This window comes from Belliella aquatica, from assembly GCF_014637795.1.
GTDB classification, from domain to species: domain Bacteria; phylum Bacteroidota; class Bacteroidia; order Cytophagales; family Cyclobacteriaceae; genus Belliella; species Belliella aquatica.
Genome location: NZ_BMFD01000004.1, coordinates 302,787 through 323,076, shown reverse-complemented (window position 1 = coordinate 323,076; position 20,290 = coordinate 302,787). Strand labels below are relative to the sequence as shown.

General features: G+C 36.3%; 19 protein-coding genes. 10 read left to right on the top strand and 9 right to left on the bottom strand.

What is annotated here, in order from left to right; translation table 11 throughout:
• Positions 1-689: 689 nt before the first annotated feature.
• A complete protein-coding gene (locus tag IEV57_RS08065) occupies positions 690-3,131 on the bottom strand; it encodes a DUF4982 domain-containing protein (RefSeq protein WP_188441476.1) in 2,442 nt (813 codons plus the stop codon).
• A gap of 395 nt (positions 3,132-3,526) precedes the next feature.
• Positions 3,527-4,426 carry a DUF3078 domain-containing protein gene (locus tag IEV57_RS08060; RefSeq protein WP_188441474.1) on the bottom strand — a complete coding sequence of 300 codons (900 nt, stop codon included), beginning with the start codon at positions 4,424-4,426 and terminating at the stop codon, positions 3,527-3,529.
• 240 nt (positions 4,427-4,666) lie between these two features.
• Between IEV57_RS08060 and IEV57_RS08055 the strand changes: the two genes are divergently transcribed.
• From IEV57_RS08055 to IEV57_RS08030, 6 genes are all read left to right on the top strand, one after another.
• Positions 4,667-5,230 carry a DUF4136 domain-containing protein gene (locus tag IEV57_RS08055; protein WP_188441472.1) on the top strand — a complete coding sequence of 188 codons (564 nt, stop codon included), beginning with the start codon at positions 4,667-4,669 and terminating at the stop codon, positions 5,228-5,230.
• A gap of 332 nt (positions 5,231-5,562) precedes the next feature.
• Positions 5,563-5,883, top strand: coding sequence for an Mpo1-like protein (locus tag IEV57_RS08050; RefSeq protein WP_188441470.1), 321 nt, complete (start codon positions 5,563-5,565; stop codon positions 5,881-5,883).
• A gap of 97 nt (positions 5,884-5,980) precedes the next feature.
• Positions 5,981-6,337 (top strand): response regulator, encoded by a 357-nt coding sequence (locus IEV57_RS08045; protein WP_188441468.1) that lies wholly within the window; start codon positions 5,981-5,983, stop codon positions 6,335-6,337.
• Positions 6,338-6,454: 117 nt separating this feature from the next.
• Entirely contained in the window at positions 6,455-6,952 is a 498-nt protein-coding gene (locus IEV57_RS08040; protein ID WP_188441465.1) for a hypothetical protein, read from the top strand.
• A gap of 70 nt (positions 6,953-7,022) precedes the next feature.
• On the top strand, positions 7,023-7,229 hold the full coding sequence (locus IEV57_RS08035; protein WP_188441463.1) for a hypothetical protein: 207 nt from the start codon (positions 7,023-7,025) through the stop codon (positions 7,227-7,229).
• 121 nt (positions 7,230-7,350) lie between these two features.
• Positions 7,351-7,500 carry a hypothetical protein gene (locus IEV57_RS08030; protein WP_188441461.1) on the top strand — a complete coding sequence of 50 codons (150 nt, stop codon included), beginning with the start codon at positions 7,351-7,353 and terminating at the stop codon, positions 7,498-7,500.
• A 43-nt stretch (positions 7,501-7,543) separates the two neighbouring features.
• Here IEV57_RS08030 and IEV57_RS08025 read toward each other — a convergent pair whose 3' ends face one another.
• Positions 7,544-9,106 (bottom strand): peptide MFS transporter, encoded by a 1,563-nt coding sequence (locus tag IEV57_RS08025; RefSeq protein WP_188441625.1) that lies wholly within the window; start codon positions 9,104-9,106, stop codon positions 7,544-7,546.
• Between the two features lie 313 nt (positions 9,107-9,419).
• Here IEV57_RS08025 and pckA point away from each other — a divergent pair, with 313 nt between their 5' ends.
• Together pckA and IEV57_RS08015 are read left to right on the top strand one after the other, a co-directional pair.
• The gene (pckA, locus tag IEV57_RS08020; RefSeq protein WP_188441459.1) at positions 9,420-11,021 is read left to right on the top strand and encodes a phosphoenolpyruvate carboxykinase (ATP); all 1,602 of its coding nucleotides are present in this window, start codon (positions 9,420-9,422) and stop codon (positions 11,019-11,021) included.
• Positions 11,022-11,152: 131 nt separating this feature from the next.
• Positions 11,153-11,590: a peptidylprolyl isomerase gene (locus tag IEV57_RS08015; protein ID WP_188441457.1), complete on the top strand. Its 438-nt coding sequence runs from the start codon at positions 11,153-11,155 to the stop codon at positions 11,588-11,590.
• An 89-nt stretch (positions 11,591-11,679) separates the two neighbouring features.
• Here IEV57_RS08015 and IEV57_RS08010 read toward each other — a convergent pair whose 3' ends face one another.
• The 4 genes from IEV57_RS08010 to IEV57_RS07995 form a co-directional block, all read right to left on the bottom strand.
• Positions 11,680-12,966: a NupC/NupG family nucleoside CNT transporter gene (locus IEV57_RS08010; protein ID WP_188441455.1), complete on the bottom strand. Its 1,287-nt coding sequence runs from the start codon at positions 12,964-12,966 to the stop codon at positions 11,680-11,682.
• Between the two features lie 114 nt (positions 12,967-13,080).
• A complete protein-coding gene (locus IEV57_RS08005) occupies positions 13,081-13,692 on the bottom strand; it encodes a bifunctional nuclease family protein (protein ID WP_188441453.1) in 612 nt (203 codons plus the stop codon).
• 5 nt (positions 13,693-13,697) lie between these two features.
• Positions 13,698-14,666 carry an electron transfer flavoprotein subunit alpha/FixB family protein gene (locus IEV57_RS08000; RefSeq protein WP_188441451.1) on the bottom strand — a complete coding sequence of 323 codons (969 nt, stop codon included), beginning with the start codon at positions 14,664-14,666 and terminating at the stop codon, positions 13,698-13,700.
• A gap of 34 nt (positions 14,667-14,700) precedes the next feature.
• On the bottom strand, positions 14,701-15,438 hold the full coding sequence (locus IEV57_RS07995; RefSeq protein WP_188441449.1) for an electron transfer flavoprotein subunit beta/FixA family protein: 738 nt from the start codon (positions 15,436-15,438) through the stop codon (positions 14,701-14,703).
• A gap of 74 nt (positions 15,439-15,512) precedes the next feature.
• Between IEV57_RS07995 and IEV57_RS07990 the strand changes: the two genes are divergently transcribed.
• A complete protein-coding gene (locus IEV57_RS07990) occupies positions 15,513-15,845 on the top strand; it encodes a tetratricopeptide repeat protein (protein ID WP_188441447.1) in 333 nt (110 codons plus the stop codon).
• 2 nt (positions 15,846-15,847) lie between these two features.
• Here the strand turns inward: IEV57_RS07990 and IEV57_RS07985 are convergent, their stop codons facing one another.
• On the bottom strand, positions 15,848-16,849 hold the full coding sequence (locus tag IEV57_RS07985; protein WP_188441445.1) for a zinc-binding dehydrogenase: 1,002 nt from the start codon (positions 16,847-16,849) through the stop codon (positions 15,848-15,850).
• Positions 16,850-17,039: 190 nt separating this feature from the next.
• On the bottom strand, positions 17,040-18,626 hold the full coding sequence (dnaB, locus tag IEV57_RS07980) for a replicative DNA helicase (RefSeq protein ID WP_188441444.1): 1,587 nt from the start codon (positions 18,624-18,626) through the stop codon (positions 17,040-17,042).
• 292 nt (positions 18,627-18,918) lie between these two features.
• Between dnaB and IEV57_RS07975 the strand changes: the two genes are divergently transcribed.
• On the top strand, positions 18,919-20,289 hold the full coding sequence (locus IEV57_RS07975; protein WP_188441442.1) for a UDP-N-acetylmuramate--L-alanine ligase: 1,371 nt from the start codon (positions 18,919-18,921) through the stop codon (positions 20,287-20,289).
• Position 20,290 lies beyond the last annotated feature (1 nt).

Here is a 20,290-nt window from a genome sequence, read left to right as displayed (position 1 = left end):
AAAAAAAAAAAAAACAGTAGTTGAAGCTTTATTTGATTGATTTTATGAAAGAAGATCAAATTATTCATACCCGTCAAAAGATTTCACAAATTATCCAATCTTTGATAAAAGACAATACTTTCCAAACATCCCATATTAGTATCGGGATGCGCTTATTCATGATTTCCTATTAAATGGAGGACGTGAATACTTCAGGATTTCATGAAGGAAAATCCTGAAGCATTCACAATTAAAGTCCCTTGTTACCTATCACAAAAACATGAAAGTATTAGTCAAAAAAAATTAATCATCCACAACCCTTCATATCTTCGTAAACTTTGTTGCGAAGTTAGATTTGTTTGATTAAAAGATTTTAGAATAATTTTTTCGTGATCTAATATAATAACAGTTAGGACTTTAAAAACGAGTTAAAAAACTTTATTAAGGTCAAGCCTCCAAGCTAGTTATAAGACTAAAATATGTTATTTTTTTTGCTTTCATTATGTATTATAATTAACTTTATAAGGAGTGTGAAAAAAGACAAAGCGTCATTCGTGGAGTATATTGAAATAACAAAAACAATATATTGATAATCAGATATTTACAAGAAGGGTTCGAATCCTTCCGAGCGCACAAAAACCCACTCTACTCTCTGTAAAGTGGGTTTTTTAATAGCTGTGTAGTAGATTGTGTAGCAAGCGTTTAAATTATTATTTAGACGATAAGTTTATTTGTCCCTGCCTTAATCCTTTTCCAGATACTTTGAGTTGAATATTTCCAGCCTGCTTTGTTGATTCTACGATTACAACCAGTTTACCACTAAATGCTTTCATAGATGGAAGATGGAACATTTCCAAAGATGTAGCATCTCCATTACAAACAGCTTTAAAATTCCCCTCCCCACTTACTTCAAAATTCAATCTATTTGTGGCATTTGGCACTGGGATTCCCTCCTTATCGACAATCGTTGCTGTGACAAAACTCAAATCTTCTCCATCAGCTGTGATCGTGGTTCTATCTGCTTCTAACAGGATATGATGAGGTGCACCTGCTGTTTTGATTGATTTCTGAGCAACCGCTGATCCTTTTTCATCAAAAGCTACAACTTTAACTTCACCGGGCTCATAAACTACGTCCATCCACATCAATCTGTAGCGATGTTGATTTGATGAATTATTTTTCTTTTGAATCCCCTGACTTTTCCCATTTATAAAAAGCTCCGCCGAATCATAATTCGTGTAGACAAAAACAGGCGTCTTCTCTCCTTCTCTACCCTTCCAATTCCAATGTGGGAGAATATGCAAAGTTTCCTCTTTGGTATTCCATCTGCTTCTATATAGATAATATCTATCTTTTGGTAAACCTGCCAAATCCAAAATACCAAAATATGAACTTCGAGAAGGCCAGAAATTATCATAAGGTGTTGGCTCACCTAAGTAATCAAAACCAGTCCAAACAAATTCTCCAATTACCCATGGCTTGTCATCCTGTAATGCAAAATCATCATCCGGAAGATTAGACCAACTGCAATACTCCACATCATAAGAAGAACTCTGAAGGTCGTCATGGGTTTTATTGAAGCCCATTTCAACTGGAAATTTATAAATTCCTCTGGAACTAACTGTTGAAGCTGTCTCTGATCCTAAAATCATTCCTTGTGGAAATAGTTTATATGCTTCCTCGTAAAGATGTACTCTATAATTCAACCCAGGAACATCTAAAATTGCCCCAAAACCATTTTCCATCACGGCTTTCACTTGATCCATCCCTACAGTGACCGGTCTGGTAGGATCTTCACGATGAAAGATATCTTGCAGCCATTTTGCTCGCTTTACGCCATCACTTCCCCACTGATCGGGTACTTCATTTCCTGCGCTCCACATGACTATACTTGGATGATTCCTTGTGGCATGTACTAAATCTACAATATCCTTTTCAGCCCATTCATCAAAGTAGAGATTGTATCCATTTTTTACTTTTGGCTTTTTCCACTCGTCAAAACTTTCAGCCAAAAACAGAAAACCTATTTCATCACATAATTCAAGTTGCTCGAGAGATGGCATGTTATGAGAAGATCTAATCGCATTTACTCCAAGATCTTTCAATATAGTCAGCTGCCTTCTCAATGCTGATTTATTAATTGCTATTCCCAATGGTCCAAGATCGTGATGCAGACAAACACCTTTAAATTTTACCACCTTACCGTTCAATTCGAATCCCCTTTCAGCACTGAAGTCAATATCGCGAATTCCAAATTTAATTACTTCAGAATCTTTTAGTACTCCATCTTGATGGAGTTCCAAAGTAGCAGTATATAGAATTGGAGAATCAATATCCCATATTTCTGGATTTTTTATGGAAATGCTTTGCTCAATTTCATCTCCAAATCTCTGAGATGTTAAATTTTGATTTACGAGATTCCCATTTGAATCCCTTATGATTGTTTTTAAAACAACATTTTCCCCTTGAACTTGCGACTTGATATTAACTTTGGCAACTTCATCTGAGATATAAGGTGTGGTGATGAAATGGCCCCAATGCTTGAAACTTACTTTATCCTTTAAGATTAATTTAACTTTTCTATAAATCCCAGCTCCAGGGTACCATCGTGAGGAAAAAGCCTTGTTTTCTAACCTTACTGCGACTACATTTTCACGATCAGAGAATAAATTATCTGTTATATCAAAGTAAAAATAACTGTATCCATAAGGTCTATTACCAATTTTTTTACCGTTTATAAATACCTCAGCATTTGACATGGCTCCATCAAAAGTCAGAATAACCTGCTTACCAGACTTTATATTTTCAATAGGGATTTTGGTTCTATACCAACCGACACCAATAAAAGGAAGTGCTCCAGTCCTACCAGTTTTTTCGGTCGCTTCTTTTTCATTATTTTGATCTATGCGGACTACTTGTTTATCAATTTCTTTATCAAAAGGACCTTTTATTGCCCAATCATGTGGAACGATTACATTTTCCCATGCTTTATCTTGAAAATCGTACTGATCAGCATTTTGAATTTCACCTAAATGAAACTTCCAGTTTTTCAACTCTCTGACATCTCTTGATTGACCAAAAACTACACAAACAATGAAAAACGTATAAATAACTGAAATAAGGGTGATTTTCGACAAAAGGCTATTTTCCATAAAATCTAATTTCTCTACTTGAAAACTCGATATTTACAAAATATAAAAGCTGATAAATAAATCCATCCTGCTCTTCCTTATTTCAATAAAAAATTATGTGTGTACTTGGGTTTTGGAATGTAAGTAAATAATTAAAAGTGTTGCTCTTAAAATCTATCAGTCAAAGTGATTGGAATAACTTTAAATTACTAGGTCGCTTTTGATAAGCTTTCCGATTTGAAAAAATTAAAATGATAGGCTCGTGGGCTAAATAAAGCCTAAATAAAAAAGCAGAAGAATGTCTCCTGCTCTTTATATGAAAACTAAACCAACTATTATTTAACTACCACAATTAGAACAAAAATAGTATTTAAATATCATATTCAAAATTTTTAACAAAAAAGGTGTATAAACACCTACTTTTTGTTGCTTACCTTGTACAAAATACCAAGGGCAAGTGCTTGTGAGTATTGGATACCTGGATCCATGTCAAGGTCATACACATTGATACTGGTAAATGTCACATCAACAAATCTCGTGATTTTGGCTATTAAGGTAATGTCCAGCCTATGATCGATTGTATTGAAAGCCAAAGTTTCATAATTAGCGAACATCTGATACCTTGATTTCATACTTAAGTTTTCAGAAATATCTTTGTCATAAGTCGCAAACAGTTGGAATGCTAGCCATTCAGTTCTTACTGTCTGACCCTCGGGAACTCCATAGTTACTAGGAACATTTTGGATGATATTTGGATCAGTCACAAATGTAAATCTTGGAGAAATTGGAGCTATTCTTAGTGCAAACTCTTTGTTAGGCTTATATTCCATACCAAAACCCGATGTCAAAAATGCAGGAGAAAAGAATCCTGAGATCACCGTTCTCTGATCATCAGGTCCATATTCAAAACCATCGGTGAACTGCGTCATGAAATTCAAAGAACCAAAATAAGACCAATTGCCTCCAGCTTTGTAACCTAATTTGGAATCTAGAAAAATTCTATCGTTAGATTTTCTAACCTGCTGTCCCTCATTTTTCACAATTCCGTACATCAATTCTAATTGGTTATCCCAACTTAATTTTCCTTTGGCATAATTCGCCTTTCCAGCTGCAATTGATCCAAAAGCAATAGAATTTACTCCACCCGCTTTCCAATTTCCACTGAAAGCTGCTTGATTAAAATTCAGGCCAACACTAAACTCGGAATTCCAATATGTAGTATCCTTTTGAATAGATTGGTTCAAAGAATCTAAGTCTTGAGAAAAAGATTGCTGAAGCGAAATGAATAAAAAGCAAAGTGTAATAAGTTTTTTCATAGCTGATATAATTTCAAATTAAACTAGAACAAAAATGATAATTTATTGTAAAGAATAAAACTTTGAAGCTATCCAAAACTACTTAAAAGTTTATTTCCAGATTTTGAATCAAATTACCCAACCAAAGGAGAAAAAAAGATTATTTTTCTTGTTGCAACATTCAAAAGGCATTTTAATGGTATCTAATCAAAAGAATTGCCGTTAGTATTCTGTATAAAGATTATTTAACTCTATCAAACTATGCATAGATTACCCACCCTAGCTATTTTAATTGTCACGTTATTGATCTCTTCTTGTAGTTCTATAGAACTATTCAAAGAACGTACAGAGATACGCCCTTACAAGGAATATACTTCCTTCGTGATCGTCAACAAAGAAGTAGAATCGAGTAGCTTTAGTGATAAGCTAATTGATGCAAAAGTCACTAATGAATTAGAAATTAAAATGAAGGAACTTGGTCTAACTTATAATCAAGAATCTCCAGATTTAGTGATAAGGTACACATCCAATGAAGATCCAAGGCAAAGGGAAACATACAATAATCAATTCCCAATGTGGGGGATGCGAGTTTGGGATCCATGGATGTATGATCCTAGATTTATGGGAAGGCAAAATATGGTAAGTACTAAAGATTACGAATTGATTCAGTTAATCGTAGATTTCATCGATCCAAAGCAAGACAAAATGTTGATGACCATTACGGCCGTTAGTGAAGCGAGTAATCCAAAAGCCAAAAGCAAAAACTTGGTTAAATCTGCCAAAAAAGTTATCAAAGCCTACGAGGCTCATATGGAGGCAAATTAATTCATATGATTGTCCGCTATGGCAATAGTAATTAATTTTTGCACAAATGATCTTGCAGATAATCGCTGTTCACAAAACGACTCAAAATGGCTATAAGTCGATTTTTATAAGTTCATCAGTTGCTTTAAAACAACCCAATTTGTTTGGCTATTGGTGTTAAAACGGATACATAAATCAATTTTAAATGAACCGTAACATTGACTAGGGTGGATTTGATTTAAAGATGAGATTATTGCAATAATTGTTAGAATTTATAAATTTAGAGAATTAAATACTTCACGAGAATCATAATAAATACGAGAGAAAAGGGAGCGTACTTTAAAAAATATATTATGGTAAAAAGAATTAAAAGCCTGAAAGAATTTTATCCATACTACTTAAAAGAACATCAGCACCCAACGAGCCGACTATTGCATTTTATTGGAACAGGAATCGTGATAATTTTGCTTTTATCAGCTATCATCTCAAGTCGTTATATCTATTTAATCCTAATTCCTCTTGTTGGATATGGATTTGCATGGATAGGTCATTTTTACTTTGAAAAGAACAAACCAGCAACATTCAAGTATCCTTTTTACAGCTTAGCCTCTGATTTTTTACTTTTTTTCGATATTCTGAGAAAAAAAGAGAAAATCAATCCAAAAAACACTTGATATTTCAAATATTTATCTTTTGCTATTGTTTATTAAAAGATATCAGCTATTTTTGTATTGAATTTAATGCATTTCAACACAACATTTCTGCACTTCAATGCTCAAAATAGTTCTCATAGATGACGATCCGATAAGTACTTTTGTAACAGAAAAGCTTATATCGAAAAATATAAAGGTTCCTTGCAGAATTTTCAAGTTTCAGAATGCTTCTGATGCATTGAAAGATATGGCAAGTATTCACCCAAACTATTTATTCTTGGATTTAAATATGCCCGAAATGACGGGGTGGGATTTTTTAGAAGAATTTGAGCCTAATGATTACAGACCCGAAGTTTATATCCTTAGTAGTTCCGTAGATGAAAGAGATATCAACAAAGCCAATAATTACGCATTAGTCAAGAGTTACCTTTCAAAACCCTTGATAAAAAAATATATTAAAACAATTTTTAACTAACGGGAAAACTTCCCGTTATTTTTTTGCCTTTTATTTTTCAAATTTCATGTAATTTTAAAAACTTGATCACTTATACATAGTTATAGTAGAGTAAGATATAAATCAAAGATTACGATTATGGCAAGACCTAGTGTAGAACTGATAAAAGCATTCAGAAAGACAATTGATAAGCTAAAAAGTGGAGCTCCTTACCAATGGGGTCATATGGGAGCTTGCAACTGTGGAAATTTAGCACAAGAAATTACAAAAATATCAAAAGGTGATATTCATCAATATGCCTTGCAAAGACACGGAGACTGGAACGAACAATTGAATGACTATTGCCCAACCAGTGGATTACCGATGGATACAGTAATAGAGAAATTGATTGATGCTGGTTTAACGATTGCAGATCTAGGTCATTTAGAAAAATTAAGTTCTCCCGAAGTTTTGAAAGAAATTCCATTTGAGAGAAGAATGGATCTAAAGAAAAACAAAAAAGAAGATGTCATTTTTTATATGGAAACATGGGTTAAAATTCTCGAGAAAAAATGGCTAGAAGATCAAAAAATTGATCTGAAGATCAACGACTTAGGAAATAAAAGAAAAAAAATATCCACTAGCGTATTGGCTTAAATAAAAAATTTCCTGTATTTAGTACTAGTTTAATAATTTACTTAGTTAGATCAATAATTAACATTAAGCTATGGGCGATTTAGACGATGATTTTGAAGACGATTTTGATGATTTCGATGATGATGACGACGAGTTTGGAGAAGAATTCCGCGATGAAGTCTACGACTTAGACGAGGATAGTGAACTCCTTGACGATAGCATCATTGATTTTGATGAAGATGATGATGATGACTTTGACGACGATGATTTTGAAGAACTTGATGACGAGATAGACTAGTCATTAATTAAAAAGCAGGACAGGCAAAGAGTTCTGCTTTTTTTTATATCTACTTTGCCGAATTAGTTATGTGTGTTATCTTGCACAAAAATTTAAAGAGAAACGTTTAATTATATATATCATGTTGTTACAAATATTCAACTCACCTATTGCACCTGGAGCACAGTTATTCCTTCTAATTGTTTGTATTCTCATTGGTTTGGGTGCTGGCTTATCTGCTATTGATGCAAGAAGTACTTTATTCAAGAAAAAATCAGATGACAAACATTAATTAGTAAAAAATCAAAAAAGGCTCCTTTCGGAGCCTTTTTTGATTAATGAACATTTCCCATTAATTTTTTGATAGGTTTGCTTAAAAATAGGAGCAAAACCCCTCCACCAACGACTGTCGCAACAATCAACATGTATTGACTTGGCATGGCTTGAAGTGCTTCGTCCGTTCCTCCACTTACTTCTCCAGACACCAATCCTGCAATAAGATTACCTAATGCTACAGAGATGAACCACATCCCCATCATCTGTCCTTGATATTTTTCTGGAGCCAGCTTGGTGGTCAAACTCAAACCTACAGGACTTAAACTCAATTCACCAAAAGTGTGTAACAAATAGGTAAAGATCAACCATGTGGGAGCCGCTAATTCACCCGAAGCTGCAATTTTGGCTGCAAAATACATCACCAAAAACCCCATACCTAAGAGCAAAAGACCGTATGCAAATTTCAAAGGTGAACTTGGTTCAAGGTTTCTTCTACCCAGCCAAACCCATAGCGCCCCAAAAAAGGGAGCAAATAAAATGATAAACATGGAATTGATAGATTGAAAATAGCCAGGAGGTATCTCCCATCCCATAAAACTTCTATCTGTAAATCTATCTGCAAACAAATTCAATGTAGATCCTGCTTGTTCAAAACCTGACCAAAACAGAGCTGAGAAAATCATGATAACAACAATAGCAGCTGTTTTTTTCTTTTCATCCTTATTTAATCCTCCAAAAAGAAAAACATAACCAAAATACAAAACAGTTATCACTCCTATAATTTTGTACGCAAGGTTGGCGATTTCATTCGCATTAATACTAATTACACCCACAAAGATTAGGGCAACAACTACAACAGAGATAAAAACCAACAAAGCGGAAAATTTGATCAATTTTGATCTTGAAATCAAATCCTCAGGAGTATTCATTTCGATTGCTTCGCCTTTCCCTTCAAGGTATTTACCAGTCATTTTATATTGAATCAACCCAATAAACATCCCCAGACCTGCTAGTCCAAAACCTAAATGCCAATCATATACAGCCAAAGTAGAACATGCAATTGGAGCAATAAAGGCACCTAAATTGATCCCCATATAAAAAATCGAGAAACCTGCATCTCGCTTACTACTTCCAGCAGGATAAAGCTGTCCAACGATAGAACTGATATTTGGCTTAAGAAGTCCAGTACCTACTACTATCAAAATCAACCCTAAAAAGAAAGCATTGATATCTAAGCTTGAAAGTTCTGTAGCTTGCACCGAACTTTCTGAAAACAAACCAATTATTCCAGGAAGAGCCATTGTAAAATGGCCTATTGTAATGATGATTCCACCGTACCAAACTGATTTCTTTAATCCAAAAAGCCTATCAGCAAACCATCCACCAGGTAAAGCCAATAAATAAACTCCCATAGTGTAAAGCCCATAAATCGCACCACTAGTCTTATCATCAAAACCTAAACCTCCGCTAAGGATAGGCGTGGTCATAAATAAAATCAATAAAGCACGCATCCCATAGTAACTGAACCTTTCCCACATTTCAGTGAAAAAAAGTGTCATCAATCCTTTTGGATGTCCGAAAATAGTAGGCCCCTCGATGATATCAGCACCAAGAGATTTCATTGCATCATTAGGTATCTTTTCCAATATAATATCGTTTTGATTAGTGATGAGTAATTAATAGCTACAATGATAAGAGATTTTTTTAATTCTAGCTCAAAGCCTTTTTGATATCTTGTATGAATTATAAATTTCATTTACTTTTTCCCAACCATTCACCCACCAAAAAAACCACCTGACAATCACAATTACCAAAACCCTCTTAAAACTCTTCGTAATCGATTGAAAAGTAAAAAAAAGCCATTTTTTAGTGAAATGACGTTTCATAATTACATATCTTTGCCATCAGAAATAACCCAAATAAAATTATATAAATATGCAAGATCTAGAGCTCAAGTCAGCAAAAAAAAGCTTGTCTGAACTAGGCATTCAAAATGCTTCGGGCGTAATGTGGAACCTTACCTCTGCTGAATTGGTAGAGCACGCACTGCTTAATCAAGAAGCCGTACTAACAGACGAGGGTGCTTTGATGTCCGATACTGGTACTTTTACAGGTCGATCGCCAAAGGACCGATTCATAGTCAAAGATGTCAATACAGCAGAAAGTGTCTGGTGGGGAGATGTGAATATTGCATTTGATGAAATCCAATTTGAGAAATTACATCAAAAAATGGTTGACTTTTTAGCTGACAAGAAGCTATATGTTAGAGAAGCATTTGCAGGAGCTGATCAAAATTATAGACTCAATTTGACCGTTGTCAATACATTAGCTTGGCAAAATTTATTTTGCTACAATATGTTCTTGAGACCAAGCTTAGAGGAACTTGAAAATTTCGAATCTGACTTTACCATTATTTGTGCTCCCGAATTTGAAGCTGATCCAGAAATCGATGGAACAAGGCAAAAAAACTTTGCCATCATCAACTTAACCAAAAGAATGATCTTGATTGGAGGAACAGCCTATGCAGGAGAGATGAAAAAGGGTGTTTTTTCAGTATTAAACTACATTTTGCCCCACGAAAAAAACGTGCTATCCATGCATTGTTCCGCTAACGTCGGAGAAAAAGGAGATACAGCAATATTCTTTGGACTTTCTGGTACTGGCAAGACTACACTTTCGGCAGATCCAAACAGAGGTCTTATTGGAGATGACGAGCATGGCTGGACAGAAGATACCGTCTTTAACTTCGAGGGCGGCTGTTATGCAAAAGTGATTGATCTATCTAGAGAAAAAGAACCTGAAATCTGGGATGCAATTAAATTTGGAGCAATTGTCGAGAACACGCGCTTTTATAAAAATTCTAGAACGGTAGATTACACAAATAAAAGTGTCACTGAAAACACCCGAACTGCTTACCCAATTCATCACATCAAAAATGCGATTGAACCATCCATTGCAGGCATACCGAAGAATATATTCTTCTTAACAGCTGATGCTTTCGGTGTGATTCCTCCTATCTCAAAATTGAATAAAAGTCAAGCCATGTATCACTTTATCTCTGGATATACGGCAAAAGTAGCTGGTACAGAGGTAGGTGTTACCGAGCCTAAGACTACTTTCTCAGCTTGTTTTGGAGCAGCATTTCTCCCACTTCATCCGACCAAATATGCAGAGCTATTTGGCGAAAAAATGGAAAAACATCAAGTCAATGTATGGTTGATCAATACAGGATGGACGGGAGGCCCTTATGGTGTCGGTTCTAGGATGAAACTCAAATATACAAGAGCGATGATTACCGCTGCACTCAATGGAGAACTTGATAATGTATCATACAGAAAACATAGCGTCTTTGGTGTCTCAATTCCTGAAGCTTGTCCAAATGTACCGGTGGAAGTTTTAAGTCCTAGAGCAACTTGGTCTGACAAAGAAGCTTATGATAAAAAAGCAAGAGAACTTGGTGCTGAGTTTATCTCAAATTTTGAAAAATACAAAGATTATGCAACAGAGGATATCCTTGCAGGATCTCCGAACCTATAGCCAATTGACCCTTTTATAGAACAAACCCAAATATAGGAGTGCTTCGGCACTCCTTTTTCTTGACCGAAGAAAACCCATTTATCAAACATAAGAGTTAAAGTTTTCTTATTTTTGTGAAAAATTATAAAAACATGAAAACAGCAGAAATACATACCGCCAAGGGAGTAATGAAAGTAGAGTTTTACGAAAAAGATGCTCCAAAAACAGTTGAGAATTTCGTTAGCCTTTCAGAAAAAGGATTTTACGATGGCTTGACATTCCATAGAGTTATCCCTGATTTCGTAATCCAAGGTGGATGTCCAAATGGAACAGGAACTGGAGGACCAGGGTACAAAATAGATTGTGAACTTACTGGAGATAATCAATATCACGATAGAGGTGTATTATCAATGGCACATGCTGGTAGAAATACTGGTGGTTCTCAGTTTTTTATCTGTCACAGCAGAAACAATACAAGTCACTTAGACAGAAATCATACTTGTTTCGGGAAAGTAGTTGAAGGCTTAGATGTCATTGACGATATCCGTCCTGGTGATAAAATCGAGAAGATCGTAATCAGCGAATCATAAAAAAAGCTGTGTTTGAAATTGATATCAAACACAGCTTACAAATTTTAAAACTTAAAAAAGGCTTGAATTTATTTCAGGCCTTTATTTTTTTAAGCAAATAAAGCTCCTGCTATTGTTGCAGTCATCATACATGCCAAGGTAGCTGCTAACAAGGCTTGCATTCCAAGTTTAGATAGATTGCCCTGTTGATTTGGTGCAATACTTCCTATACCTCCAACTTGGATAGCAATAGAACTAAAGTTAGAAAAACCACAAAGCGCATAGGTCGCAATTACAATGGATTTTGGGGATAATCCTCCAGCCTCTTTCATCTCTGATAAGCTTAAATAAGCTACAAATTCATTGATCACAGTTTTCTGTCCCAACAAAGAGCCTACTTGAAGTGTCTCACTCCATTGGACTCCTATGACCCAAGCAAAAACTCTAAAAATCTGTCCCAAGATATATTCAAGGGAAAACCCAGAAAACTGACCCTCAGTGGATGCTACTACAAAAGCATTTAACCCAGTCCATTCACCTATCAATCCAGAAAGAATGTAATTCAATGCTGCAATCACTGCAATGAAGGCCAGCAACATCCCACCAACATTTAATGCTAATTTTAATCCTTCTGAAGCACCAATTGACATAGCATCAATTAGGTTGACTCCCATATTTTCTTGATTAACTTCCAGTTTATCATTGATTTTCTCTTTCTGAACTTCAGGAATCATAATCTTTGACATCACTATTGCAGCAGGTGCGTTCATGATACTTGCACCAAGTAGATACGCTGCAAATTTACTTTGCTCTTCCAAACTATCTCCTCCCAAAAAAGCCACATAACCTGCCAAAACTCCTCCGGCAATGGTCGCCATCCCTCCTGTCATCAAACACATCAGTTCTGACTTCGACATGGTAGGAATAAAAGGTCTTACAAGTAAAGGCGCTTCTGTCTGTCCTAAAAAGATATTTCCTGCTGCTGATAAACTTTCTGCTCCGGAAAGTCTCATGGTTCTAGCCATTACCCAAGCGATACCAAAAACTATTTTTTGTAAAACGCCTAAATAATATAACCCAGCTGAAACAGTTGAAAAGAAAATGATGGTTGGCAAAACTTGAAAGGCAAAGATAAATCCAAATGTATTGGTTGCTAAATCACCAAATATAAAGGTTGCTCCGGCTTCTGAAAAACTGAGAAACTTTACAAATCCCCTGCTAACTGATGCGAAAATATCGGCGACAAACTCAACCTTAGTAATCATATAGCCAAAGAATGCTTGGAGTACTACACCTATACCTACTAATCTCCAGTCTACTGCCTTTTTATTGGCTGAAAAAATAAAAGCGACTGATAGCAGAACCAATATTCCAATTAAACCTTTGAAATAATCCATTTATAGGAATTGTTTGAATAAATAAAACTTAGTAAATAAATAATTGCTAAAGATAATTGATTTGAAATGATTTACTAAAAGTAAAAGCCTGGCTTTTGACCAGGCTTTTCAAAATTAGTTACGTTTATTAATTTCATCTCTTATCCTAGCGGCCTTTTCATAATCTTCATTACTTATGGCCTTATCCAATAACTGATTCAATTTATCAAGACTAAAGTCTTTTAGTGAATCACCAGAGGATTTTTTAGGAGCAGGACTTGCACTGCTTTTTGATGGTTTAGGAGATTTTTGTTTCACTCCACTTTCTTCTTCATCACTTACTTCAATAGCTGCCTCTGACATTACTTTTGGTACGCAGAAGATTGGAGCGTCAAATCTAACCGCAATGGCTATTGCATCAGATGGTCTGGCATCAATCTCAACAATTTTAGAAGCATTTTTACAAATTATCTTTGCATAAAAAACTCCCTCCTGCATGTCAGAAATTAGAATTTGCTCTATAGAATAATTAAAGCTAGTAGAAAAAGACTTAAACAGGTCATGTGTCATGGGCCTGTTTGGAATGATCTTTTCTATTTCAATAGCAATTGCTTGCGCTTCAAACATCCCGATCACTATCGGAAGCCTCCTTCTTCCTTCCATCTCCCCCAGTACCAAGGTAAATGATCCCGATTGAGAATGATTAGAGGTAAGCCCAAGAATTTCTAATTCAATAGTATTGTCCACAAGTTTTATTTTATTGCTTTGATAGCTTCGGTTAATTTCGGAATTACTTCAAATGCATCACCAACTATCCCGTAGTCTGCTGCTTTGAAAAAAGGCGCTTCAGGGTCTTTATTGATAACTACAATGTACTTTGATGAATTTACGCCTGCAAGATGTTGAATCGCTCCCGAAATTCCAACTGCTACATATAAAGTTGGTGCAACTTTTACACCTGTCTGTCCTACGTGCTCATGATGAGGTCTCCATCCGATATCCGAAACTGGCTTAGAACAACCCGTAGCTGCACCCAATTCTTTGGCTAAATCTTCTAACATTCCCCAGTTTTCAGGTCCTTTCAATCCTCTACCACCCGAAACTACGATGTCTGCTTCTGGCAATAAAATTTCTCCTGTTGCTTTATCTGTTGATGTTATTTGTGTGACAAAATTATTGTCAGCAATAGACAAGCTTATAGTCTCTACAGCTGCATCTCCTCCATCAACTTTCAGGTCTACAGCATTCTTTTTAACAGCTAGTATTTTATGTTCGGTAGTTACTTCCGTTTCTGCAAATGCCTTCCCTGTATAGATACTTCGTCTAACTTTATAACCGGCACTTGTATCAGGCAATTCTACAACATTAGAAACTAGCCCAGCGCCTAACTTAACAGAGAGTCTTGCTGCCACTGCATCGCCTAAAGAAGATTTTGCAAGGACTAGGGTGGTTGCTCCTATTTGTTTATAAACTTGAGCGATTGCATCAGCATGAGCTTGAATTACTCCCGCAGTCAGCTTGTCGTCATTGACATGCATTACTTTACTCGCTCCAGCAGAACCTACTTTCGTTAATTCTGAAGTTTCAACTGTCCCAAGAGCTACAGCGACAAGATCCCCTGCTCCTATTTTTTCTGCTAAAGCCTTTCCATAAGAAACTGCCTCTAAACTTGATTTTTTTACAGCACCTTCTGCGTGCTCTATATATACTAAAATTGACATACTATTTTGAGTTTAATGATTTGAAATGGAAGAATTAAAGGATTTTGGCATCGTTTTTCAACAACTTCACTAATTCTTCAACATTGTCTTTGTCGACTAATTTCACAGCTCCTTTTGCAGGGGGAAGTTGAAATTCATGAACGGATGTGAATGTGCTATCATCCGAAGGCTCAACTACATTCAATGGTTTTGTTCTCGCAGACATAATTCCACGCATATTTGGAATCTTCCACTCAGCAATTGGCTCTTGACATCCTGCAATCAAAGGTAACTTGGCTTCTAAATACTCTTTTCCACCTTCAATTTCCCTTGCCATTTTCACTGTCTCTCCTTCGATTTCTAACTTCATCACTGGCGAAATTGATGGCATATCGAGCAATTCACCTACCATCCCGTGAACCATTCCACCATTGAAATCAATAGATTCTCTACCCATCAAGATCAAATCGTAATTATTTTCTTTAGCTATGGCTGCGATTTGCTTCGCTACAAAAAGTGAGTCTTTAGGAAAAGAATTAACTCTGATAGCATCATCAGCACCTATGGCTAATGCTTTTCTTAATGTCGGCTCAGTTTCTGCTTCTCCTACATTCAAAACTGTCAAAGTCGCGCCTAATTGTTCTTTCAGCTCTACTGCTCTCGCTAATGCGTAATCATCATATGGGCCGATGATAAACTGAACACCATTTTTATCAAATTTGGTGTTATTGTCAGTAAACTGAATTTTGGATGTGGTATCCGGTACGTGTGTAATACAGACAAGAATTTTCATTATGTATATTTAGGTTATTTAATTTTTATAAATTGCGTGAATTTAGTGATTAAGCCTTTAATTAAAAAGAAACCATGAGCAATTTGTCCCGCATTGAAGCACTTAAAAGTTATGCTGAACAAGAGCCCGAAAATCCTTTTAATTGGTACGCGCTTGCGTTGGAATTTAGAACACAAAATCCAGAACAGGCTTTGTTCTATTTTAATAAACTCTTAAATGAGTTCAAGGTTTACCTACCTACCTATTTTCATGCTGCTTCTCTGTATTCTGAAATGAATTTGATCGAGGATGCCAAAAAAATATATGAAAGCGGAATAGCTTTGGCAAAAACTCAAAACGATGCCCATGCATTAAGAGAGCTTCAAAACACCTACCAAAACTTCTTGATTGAAAATGACTTAGATTGAAACTAACTGAACTTAATGACTATTTTACCTAGTTGCTGTCCGGCTTTCATTTTATCAAATGCAAATACAGCCTCTTCTGGAGCAAAAATCTGATCTAAGACAGGCTTGACATTTCTTCCCTCAACAAATTTCAGCATGGCATCAAAATCTTCGTCTGAACCCATAGTACTTCCTATCAGATGCAATTGATTCCAAAAAATCTTTCTAGCATCAACTGATGATGGATTACCTTTGGTTGCTCCATAAAAAACAATTTTTCCACCAGGTAAACTGACTTTGATTAAATTATTCAAAGTATCCCCCATCGCGCTATCTATGATCAGATCAAATCCACCTGTTTGCTCCAAAGCCTGCTTTGTCCAAGCTTCATCGGTGTAATTGAACCCTCCTTTTGCTCCTAACTCTTTTGCTACGTCAAGTTTATCCTTTGAACTACTACTCACATAAACTTCAGCTCCAGCTGCTATAGCAAATTGCGTCGCAAATTGCGCTACGCCTCCACCAAAACCTGTTACCAAAACTTTCTGCCCTCTTGACAATGCACCTTGAACCATCACAGCGCGAAATGCAGTCAGTCCTCCTAAAGGTAAAGCAGCCGCTTCTTCCCAGTTCAGATGCTTAGGCTTTGCATGAACCCTGTCCGCTTTAACTTTTACAAATTCTGCTAAAGTACCGTTTTCGGGCATTCCTAAAATCGAAAAATCCTTTGCTTGAGCTTTAGCATCTTCTCCCCAATTATTAGATGGATTAATAAGTACTTCATGCCCAATCCAAGATGAATCTACCTTTGCTCCAACTTTTTCAATAATCCCTGCTCCATCTGAACCCAATACAACTCCGTTTTTCAATCCAGGATAAAGCCCTTGTCGACACCATTCGTCTCGGTGATTCAATGCTGCCGCTTTTACCCTGACCAATACTTCATCTTCTGCTAGACCTGGAATTTCTAACTCAACAAGTGCGATTTTATCTTCAAGATCTGTATTTAGTACGATTGATTTCATTTGGAATGTAGCGTTAAGATTTTAAATTTTAGAGGGTAGATTTTAGATTGAGCAAATGTAATTCTTTAGAAATTTTTGTATTCATCTACTTCGTGTTTTTGGGATATACTGATAATTAGAAATGGTCACTCACATTCATTGCAAAGTCTTAAATTTCATGTCTCACATCTCAGATCTAATATCACTTTTCTCAAAAAGGTGCTGGCTCGTCACTTCCGAAGCCACCTGGGAATGGAGCATCGTTGTCTCCACCATTTGCTTTGGATTGAAGGCGAATGGTATTACCTGAGTCAAAACCTTGACCACCTGCACTGCTTGGAAACTTACTTCCGTAAAGGGCATCCTGAGGTTTGTAGGGGACATTTAGTTCTAAGTCTGTAAAACGTGTGTACTTACCAATAAATCTCAGTTTAACCGTTTCAAGAGAACCATTTCTGTGCTTCGCAATAATCACTTCACCAACGCCCATGGTAGAATTACCATCTTCATCTTCATTGATGCCATAATATTCTGGCCTGTATAAAAACATTACCATATCCGCATCTTGCTCGATGGCACCAGATTCTCTCAAATCCGAAAGCTGAGGTCTCTTGTCCCCTCCTCTTGTTTCTACTGCTCTCGATAGCTGAGAAAGTGCAATAACTGGCACAGCCAATTCCTTTGCAATCATCTTCAAAGAACGTGAAATACTCGCAATCTCTTGTTCCCTGTTACCTCCGCCACTAGACTTAGAATCTCCCGACATCAATTGCAAATAATCTATTACAATCATTTGAATATCATGCTGAGCTTTCAGTTTTCGACACTTAGCGCGCAATTCCAAAATCGATAATGCAGGAGAGTCATCCACAAAAAGTGGCGCCTTCGATAATTTTGCGGTTTTATGTACAAGCTGCTCCCATTCGTAATCAGCCAAATTTCCTTTTTTGATTTTCTCTGAATCCAATTCTGCTTCTGAAGAAATTAACCTGTTCACCAACTGAACTGAGGACATTTCCAAGGAAAATATAGCAACAGGTCGGTTGTGATCTACAGCCGCATTTCTCAAAACGGAGAGGACAAAAGCTGTTTTACCCATTGCAGGTCTTGCAGCAATAATAACCAAGTCAGATTTTTGCCAACCTGATGTCACGCGATCCAAAGCAGTAAATCCACTTGGAACACCTGTAAGCCCGTCTTTCTGACCCTTTCTTGCCTCCAACTCCATGATCGCAGCTTTCATAATCGAGCGCATGTCAGAGTAATTTTTTCTGATATTTTTCTCAGATATCTCAAAAAGGGATTGCTCCATTTTATCTAATAGCTCAAAAACATCAGTCGTATCTTCAAATGCTTCTTTTTGAATTTCTGAAGCAATTCTAATCATATCACGCTTCATGGCTTGCTCGGTGATAATCCTAGAGTGAAACTCCAAATTGGCAGCAGAAGAAACTTTCGAAGTCAATTCTGTAATAAAAAATGCCCCGCCAGCCATTTCTAGCTTACCATTTTTTCTCAACTGATTTGTGACAGTCAACAAATCAATCGGTTGACTTTCTGTAAAAAGGTCAATAATGGCATTGTAAATCTCTTTATGAGCTTCTTTATAAAAGCTTTCGGGCCTCAAAATATCTACAACTTGGGTCAATGCCTCCTTTTCAAGCATCAATGCACCAAGCACTGCTTCTTCCAATTCAATCGCCTGAGGAGGTAGTTTCCCTACTCCTGTTATTCCTGCCAAATCAGGTTTTCTTCGGCCTAATAGTCTGTCTTTTCCCTGAGGTTTATTCTCTGCCATATGAACAAATGTAATCTGTTTATTCAAAAGGTTTTAAACAATTTATGCACGAGTTATCAACAATCCTGATTAACCAACTTTAAATCAATTCAATATCAAATGCAGAAAAGTATTTCTGAAACTTTGTAGATTATTTCTATTTCTCAGTGTTTTCAAAATTTCAATTAATTCTAACACAGTATTGGAATTTCTTGCTCAGATCAAAAGAAAAAATGTTTGGAATAGTTAGCTTTCCACATTGATAGAATCCAGACTGTTCTAACCTCAGGTTTTAATAAAAATTACATACACAATGTCCAAAAAATATCATTTCATTGCCGTTGGAGGAGCAGTGATGCACAACTTGGCACTTTCCATGGTAGAAAAAGGCTATAAAGTCAGCGGCTCAGACGATGAGATCTACGAACCCTCTCGCACCCGACTGGAAAAAGCAGGGATTTTGCCAAAAGCTAAAGGATGGTTTCCTGAGAAAATAAGTCAAGATCTTGATGGAATCATCTTGGGTATGCATGCCCGCCAAGAAAACCCAGAATTGATCCGTGCACAGGAATTGGGTATTCCTGTTTATTCCTTTCCAGAATTTATCTACAATCAGAGTAAGGATAAAAAGCGAATAGTCATCTCAGGAAGTCATGGAAAAACAAGCATCACAGCAATCATTTTACATGTATTGAAATGTGAGGGCGTTGATTTTGATTATTTGGTAGGTGCGCAGATTGAAGGTTTTGACTTGATGGTTCGGTTATCAGATGCACCCATCATCATTATCGAAGGTGACGAGTACTTGACCTCTCCACTTGATCGCAGACCAAAATTTTTCCACTACCAGCATGATATTCTTTTGATGTCGGGCATCGCTTGGGACCACTTCAATGTATTCCCAACATTTGAAAATTACGTTGAGCAGTTTGAGAAATTAGTAGAGATGACACCATCCACAGGGACATTTATTTACTGTGAAAAAGATGCCATCGTAAAGCGTATCGGTGAGACATGTGAAATCGAAGGAGTCAATCTGATTCCGTACAATTCACATCCAAATCGAATTGAAAATGGGAAGACGATTCTTCTGAATGGAGATCAAGAAGTTCCCATTCATATTTTTGGCGATCATAACCTTCAGAATTTACAAGGCGCCCTTTATATCTGTGAGCAAATCGGTATTTCTCCTCAAAAATTTTATACACATATACAAACTTTCAAAGGTGCTGCTAAAAGACAAGAAATTCTAGCTGAGTCAGATTCAGGTATCATGTTTAGAGATTTTGCCCATGCCCCATCCAAATTGAAAGCGACAGTTGAGGCTGTCAAAAATCAATTTCCAGATAGAAAACTAATTGCTGTTCAGGAATTACATACTTACAGCTCTTTGAATAAAGACTTTGTCTCCAATTATGCTGGTACATTTGAAATGGCTGATGAAGCGATTATCTATTTAAATCCAAAAGCCGTATCTTTGAAAAAGCTGGAGTTGATGGATGAGCAAACGCTCAGAACTGGATTTCAGCGCAAAGATTTGAAGCTTTTTACTGACATTGCGCTTCTCAAGGAATACCTAGAAAATCAAATCTATATTGATACCAACTTACTTTTGATGAGCTCTGGCAATTATGATGACATGGATTTGACAGTTTTAAAAGAAAAAATAAATCAAAAACGATAAG

What these genes read in the sequence shown, in the direction of transcription:
- IEV57_RS08065 (WP_188441476.1), bottom strand. Translation starts at nt 3,131, where the DNA reads ATGGAAAATAGCCTTTTGTCGAAAATCACCCTTATTTCAGTTATTTAT.
- IEV57_RS08060 (WP_188441474.1), bottom strand. Translation starts at nt 4,426, where the DNA reads ATGAAAAAACTTATTACACTTTGCTTTTTATTCATTTCGCTTCAGCAA.
- IEV57_RS08055 (WP_188441472.1), top strand. Translation starts at nt 4,667, where the DNA reads ATGCATAGATTACCCACCCTAGCTATTTTAATTGTCACGTTATTGATC.
- IEV57_RS08050 (WP_188441470.1), top strand. Translation starts at nt 5,563, where the DNA reads ATGGTAAAAAGAATTAAAAGCCTGAAAGAATTTTATCCATACTACTTA.
- IEV57_RS08045 (WP_188441468.1), top strand. Translation starts at nt 5,981, where the DNA reads ATGCTCAAAATAGTTCTCATAGATGACGATCCGATAAGTACTTTTGTA.
- IEV57_RS08040 (WP_188441465.1), top strand. Translation starts at nt 6,455, where the DNA reads ATGGCAAGACCTAGTGTAGAACTGATAAAAGCATTCAGAAAGACAATT.
- IEV57_RS08035 (WP_188441463.1), top strand. Translation starts at nt 7,023, where the DNA reads ATGGGCGATTTAGACGATGATTTTGAAGACGATTTTGATGATTTCGAT.
- IEV57_RS08030 (WP_188441461.1), top strand. Translation starts at nt 7,351, where the DNA reads ATGTTGTTACAAATATTCAACTCACCTATTGCACCTGGAGCACAGTTA.
- IEV57_RS08025 (WP_188441625.1), bottom strand. Translation starts at nt 9,106, where the DNA reads ATGAAATCTCTTGGTGCTGATATCATCGAGGGGCCTACTATTTTCGGA.
- pckA (WP_188441459.1), top strand. Translation starts at nt 9,420, where the DNA reads ATGCAAGATCTAGAGCTCAAGTCAGCAAAAAAAAGCTTGTCTGAACTA.
- IEV57_RS08015 (WP_188441457.1), top strand. Translation starts at nt 11,153, where the DNA reads ATGAAAACAGCAGAAATACATACCGCCAAGGGAGTAATGAAAGTAGAG.
- IEV57_RS08010 (WP_188441455.1), bottom strand. Translation starts at nt 12,966, where the DNA reads ATGGATTATTTCAAAGGTTTAATTGGAATATTGGTTCTGCTATCAGTC.
- IEV57_RS08000 (WP_188441451.1), bottom strand. Translation starts at nt 14,666, where the DNA reads ATGTCAATTTTAGTATATATAGAGCACGCAGAAGGTGCTGTAAAAAAA.
- IEV57_RS07995 (WP_188441449.1), bottom strand. Translation starts at nt 15,438, where the DNA reads ATGAAAATTCTTGTCTGTATTACACACGTACCGGATACCACATCCAAA.
- IEV57_RS07990 (WP_188441447.1), top strand. Translation starts at nt 15,513, where the DNA reads ATGAGCAATTTGTCCCGCATTGAAGCACTTAAAAGTTATGCTGAACAA.
- IEV57_RS07985 (WP_188441445.1), bottom strand. Translation starts at nt 16,849, where the DNA reads ATGAAATCAATCGTACTAAATACAGATCTTGAAGATAAAATCGCACTT.
- dnaB (WP_188441444.1), bottom strand. Translation starts at nt 18,626, where the DNA reads ATGGCAGAGAATAAACCTCAGGGAAAAGACAGACTATTAGGCCGAAGA.
- IEV57_RS07975 (WP_188441442.1), top strand. Translation starts at nt 18,919, where the DNA reads ATGTCCAAAAAATATCATTTCATTGCCGTTGGAGGAGCAGTGATGCAC.